This window comes from Buttiauxella warmboldiae, from assembly GCF_003818135.1.
In the GTDB taxonomy this organism is placed as follows: domain Bacteria; phylum Pseudomonadota; class Gammaproteobacteria; order Enterobacterales; family Enterobacteriaceae; genus Buttiauxella; species Buttiauxella warmboldiae.
Window position 1 is genome coordinate 1 of the sequence record NZ_RPOH01000096.1, and the last position, 6068, is coordinate 6068.

The window sequence follows — 6068 nt, forward strand, 5'->3', positions numbered from 1 at the left end:
GGCTGCGCTGAACGAAGGCAGCAATGACGTGCAGGTGATGGTGACCGGCACGGATAATGCCGGAAACACCGCAATTGCGGTTGAACATAAAACGGTGGTGCTGGATACCCAGGCGCATAACGGCGTCAATATCAATACCGTGGCGGGCGATGACATTGTTAGCTTTGGTGAGTCTAAGCACGAAACCCTGATTACCGGCCAGGTTAGCGGTAAGGATGCAAAAGCCGGAGACTCGGTTAACGTATTAGTACAGGGAAAATACTTCTCGGGTACGGTAGTGGCTGATGCAGATGGCCGCCTGCACTATGAAGTGAAAGTGCCGAGCCATACGTTGCAGGAAGGTAAGAATGACGTGACGGTGACCGTCATCAGCCATGACAACGTGGGTAATGAAGCGATTGCGGTCGAGCATAAAAATGTCACCCTCGACACCCATGCTGATGCCACTATTGCCCTCAATGATGTAACCCAGGATAACCAACTAAGCCATGCTGAACTTGAGACACCTAAGCAACTGATTAGCGGTGAAGTCGGCGGTGATGCACGCGTCGGCGATAAAGTCAGTATTGAAATTAACGGCCATTATTTCGGTGGGCAAGTCATTGATTTAGGCGCTGGTAAACTGGGATACCAGATCCCGGTCGACTCTTCTGTATTTGCTGATAACCAGGCTCAAGTTAACGGCGACGTTACCGTTACTGCCTCTGTGACTTCTCACGATGCGGTCAATAACGAAGTCACGCAGACTACGACGCACACCGTTCATGTTGATAACTTCGCCACCACCGGCGTGCATATTGGCACTGTGGCAGGTGACAACATCATCAATATGATTGAATCTCGTATGCCGACGTTTATTAGCGGCGGCGTCAGCGATGATGCAAAAGCTGGCGATCCGGTAGTGGTCAGCGTTAATGGCAAGGATTATGCGGGTGAAGTGAAGGAGAGTTCAGGCCATCTGTACTATGAAGTGGCGGTGCCAACCGGCGATCTTCATGAAGGCAGCAATGATGTACAGGTCACGATTGTTAGTCACGACGCCCTGGGTAACGAAGCGACAGCGACAGAACATAAAATCGTCACGGTTGATACCCATGCAGAAGCCACTATCTCGATTAATGGTGTGACTAAAGATAATGTTCTGAACCACGCCGAATTGAATCAGAAGACCCATACCATCAGCGGGGTTGTTGGTGGTGATGCTAAAGTCGGTGATGAAGTCACGCTTGATATTAATGGTAAGCATTTCACAGGCTATGTCGAAATGATCAACGGCAAGCCTGGCTACCAGATTCCGGTCGATTCCTCTGCATTCAGTAATAATCGTGGCAACCTTGATACTGACGTTAACTTTACCGCCAGAATCATCTCTCATGATGCTGCGGGTAACGAAGTTATCCAGATTACCGATCGCATCGTTCATATTGATAACCATGCCGAAAATGCCCTGACCATCAATCAGGTGGCGGGCGACGACACCATCAGCATGAATGAGTCCCGTATGCCAACGCTTATCAGCGGTGATGTTACCGGTGTGGATGCGAAAGCTGGCGATAAAGTGGTGGTCAGGGTCCAGGGGCATAACTACAACGGTGTAGTGGTTGCTGATGTGGATGGTCATTTGCGTTATGAAGTGGCAGTGCCAGGCGCGCAATTCCACGAAGGTAAGAATGATGTGAAGGTGACGGTGACCAGTCACGATGCGGCCGGTAACGTAGCGACAGCTACAGAGCATCACAATGTGACGCTGGACACGCAGGCACAGGCCACCATCTCGTTAGGTTCCGTCACCGTTGACAATACGCTTAACCATGATGAACTGGACGCACCGCAGCAGTTGATTAGTGGAACCGTTGGTGGAGATGCAAAACCGGGAGATGAGGTTGTTATCGACATTAACGGCCATCGCTTCACTGGCAATGTTATCGACCTGGGTAATGGCAAGCCTGGCTTCCAGATTCTGGTCGACAGCTCGGCCTTCAGCGATAACCAGGGCAATATTGATAGCCAGGTGCATTTCACCGCCACCGTCACCTCTTTTGATGATGTGAAAAACGAAGTTATCGTGACCACCGATCACACCGTTAAAATTGATAACCACGCTGAAGCGCATATCACTATGGATACGGTATCCGGTGATAAAACCATCAATTTGTTGGAGTCCAGGCAGCAGTTCACGAAAGTTAGCGGGACGGTGAGCGGTGTTGATGTGCATGACGGCGATAAAGTTATCGTCATGGTGAATGGTCAGACTTATGAAACCACCGTGCACTCCATGCCGCAGCTCAATGGGGGCCTGGGATATAGCCTGAATATTGTCACCAGCGATCTGGTCGCCGATCCGCATCCGACTGCCCATGTCGTAGGTTATGACAGCGTTGGCAACCAACAACGGGCTGAAGTGACTCAAAACCTGGACGTGGATCTCCATGCCGATGCGACCATCACCATCAACCCGGTGACGGGCGACAATATGATCAATGGCGCTGAGTCTAAGCAAGAGTTCACGGAGGTTACCGGAAAAGTCGGCGGCGATGTGAAGGTCGGCGATCTGGTTCATCTGTACGTTAACGGCCAGGATTTGACGGGGCGGGTGTTCAGAGATCCTGTTTCCGGCGATCTGGAATACAAAATCAAGGCCAGCACGCACGATCTGATGGCCGATCCAAAACTAACGGCAACAGTGACGGCAACGGATCAGGCCAACAACACGGTAACCGTTGAAGCGAAGCAGGATATTGTCATTGATACGCGCGTTGAAGCGCAGATTACCGTTGACTCCGTTACGCTGGATAACACCCTTAATGATGAAGAACTGAACCATCATTACACCCTGGTGAGCGGAACGGTGAAGGGGGAAATGCACATTGGCGATCCATTAACCCTGACGGTGAATAACCACGTCTACCAGGGGACGGTCGAAGATCTGGGTCAAGGCCTGATGGGCTATCATATTCTGGTAGAAACGACTGATATTCATCAGGATCCTAATATTCACGCCAGCATCAGCGTGACGGATCTTGCACAAAACAGCACCGTTGCCACCAACAATCACCACGTCGATATCGACGAGCGTGCCGAAGCTTCTGTGACGATTAATATCGTGTCCGGCGATGATGTGCTCAACGAACACGATCAAACCTTAGCCAGCACCACCATTAATGGCCGGGTAGGCGGTGATGTTGCCGCAGGAAATATTGTGAATGTGACGGTGGACGGCCAGGTTTACCACGCCGTTGTGGGGCCGCAGGCATTCCTCGGCGGTGGCCTTGGCTATTCCATCGACGTGCCTACGCAAGGCTTGCTTCACGATCCCAAAATCATCGCTACGGTTAATGTGCAAGACGGCGCAGGTAACACTATCACCGCAGGTGCCACACATTCCGTTTCCCGTGACGACCATGCGGTAGCCACCATCACCATTGATCCGGTTACAGACGATAACTTCATTAACTATTCAGAAGCGCATCAGGATCATACTGCTATTATCGGTCAGGTTACCGGCGATGTGCATATTGGCGATCGCGTAGAGCTGACGGTTAACGGACAGCATTATTACGGTAACGTCATCAGCCAGGGCAAGGGCCTGGGTTACAGCATTAACGTCAATACCAGCGATCTGCTTTCTGGCACGGATAAACCGGTGATCCATGCAGAAGTCACCGGTTACGATGCCGCAGGTAATACCGTCCTTGCCACTGACGATCATACTGTGGGTATTGATACGCACGCAGATGTGCATATCACAGATGGTAGCGGACTGCCTGAAAAACCTAACGGGCCTGATTTCTATATCGTCACAGGCCACGTTGACGGTAGCGATGTTAAGATCAACGATACCATCACCTATGATTTTATGGGGAAAACTCACACTACCCCAGTTGTGCAACTGCCTGATGGTACGCTGGGATATAAATTTTATGTCTCTGCCGGGGATGCCATAGCGCATCCTGATATTGTCCTGTCGCTGACTAAGACCGACGATCACGGTAATACCGCTACCTCCAGATTCCCGATTCATATGGATGTCCCTCCAATTGCGGGTAGCAACACCGGTAATAACAACGCTAACAATAACAGCGGCCATACGACTCTGCCGCATATCACCCCACCGGATGCACATATCACCATCAACCCGGTTGCGGGTAATGACGTTATTAACAAAACCGAATCCCAGGCTAGCCAGACGGTGATACGCGGTACGGTAACGGGTGATGTTCATATCGGCGATCGCGTTACGGTACACATCGGCAATACAGACTATAACTGCGCCATCACCGAGCGGCCAAATCTGCCGGGGGAACTGGGTTATGAAGTTTATGTGGACACGGCGAATCTGCTGGCAAACCCGAACATTACGGCAAGCGTAACGGCGCACAATGGTCCTTTGAGCCAGGTGTTTGAGGCCCACAAACCAGTGGGGGTTGATACCGATGTGGCTGTCAGCATTCACCTTGATAATATTGCGGATGATGACAAGATTAACATTGCTGAATCGAAGAATGGCACCACTACAGTGAGCGGTACGGTGACAGGCGACGTGAATGATGGCGATAACGTCACTATCACCGTCAACGGTCACCAGGTGACCGCACAGGTTCATCAGGATCCTAATACCGGGATTAAGACATTTACTAAAGAAGTCAGCATTGACGATTTGCGTCAAAACACTCTTATCACTGCTAGCGTGACTGGGCATGACAGCGAGGGCAACACGGCTACGGCAAGCGATCATAAAGATATTACGGTTGATACCTTTGTTGAAGCCGAAGTCACCGTCGACAAAGTAACCGCCGATAACACCCTGAACCTGTTGGAAACTCAGCACGACAAAACGGAAGTTAGCGGGACAGTGAAGGGGGATGTCAAACCTGGCGAAGAAGTAACGCTGACGGTGAATAACCATCAGTATCACGCCACCATTGATGGCAACCTGAACTACAAGGTGGAGATTGATACAGCCGATCTGCAAGCTGACCATAAGATAGAGGCAGAAGTCACCGGTCATGATGACGCAGGGAATACCATCACCACCAAAATCCCTCATAGTTTCTCAGTTGATACTCAGGCTGATGCAACACTTAAGATCAACACCGTTTCGGGTGACGACACCCTTAGTGCGAAGGATCTCAGCAACGGTAAAACTGAAATCAGCGGTGTTGTGGAAGGCGATGCCGCAGTAGGCGATAAAGTGACGATTACGGTTAACGGCCACGATACCGTCGTTAACGTTATCGAACTGCCGAAAATGAACGGCCAGCTGGGTTATACCGCCCTTGTTGACACTATCGATCTGCAAAATGATCCACATGTTTATGTGTCGGTCACGGGTGAAGACAGCGTGGGCAATGTCTTTGAAGCACACATGGATAAAACGCTTAAGATTGACGACCATGCTGAAGCAACTCTACATGTAATAGATGTTTCTGGTGATAATGTTCTGAATGCTGCAGAAAGCAGCCAGCAAAAAACGGCGATTACCGGCACCGTTTCCGGCGACGTTCAGGTGGGCGATAAGGTTACTGTTACCGTCAACGGTAACGATTTAGCAGGCACGATTGAAAAAGATGGTAATGGTCATCTGAGCTTTAAAGTGATGGTCGATACGGTAGATCTTATTCAGGATCAGCATATCACCTATAAAGTGACGGGCGTTGACGGCGTGGGTAACACCGTGACGATCGTCGAAGAGAACACGATTGACATCGATAAAGTGGCGTCAAACAGCATTCATATCGACACTATTTCCGGTGATGATAAGGTGAATAGTGTTGAGTCTAAGGCGGATACTACAACCATCACCGGCACTGTGACTGGTGATGCCAGCGCAGGCGACCCTGTTACGCTCACCGTAAATGGTAAAACGTTCCAGGGCGTTGTTGTCGATCAGAACGGACACTTGACCTACAGCGTTGAAGTCAAGAACAGCGCGCTACAGGAAGGGGATAACAGCGTTATGGTGTCCGTTACCGGGCATGACGCTGCGGGTAACCCTGCCACCTCAAGCGACAATCATAGTGTTACGCTGGATACGCAAATCAGCGCCACCATCACTCTGGATCCTGTGG

General features: G+C 50.5%; 1 protein-coding gene. It reads left to right on the top strand.

The window, feature by feature from the left end:
• Nucleotides 1–6068, top strand: a 6068-nt coding sequence (locus EHN07_RS18915) for an Ig-like domain-containing protein (protein WP_124025559.1), incomplete at both ends; no start/stop codon positions are given.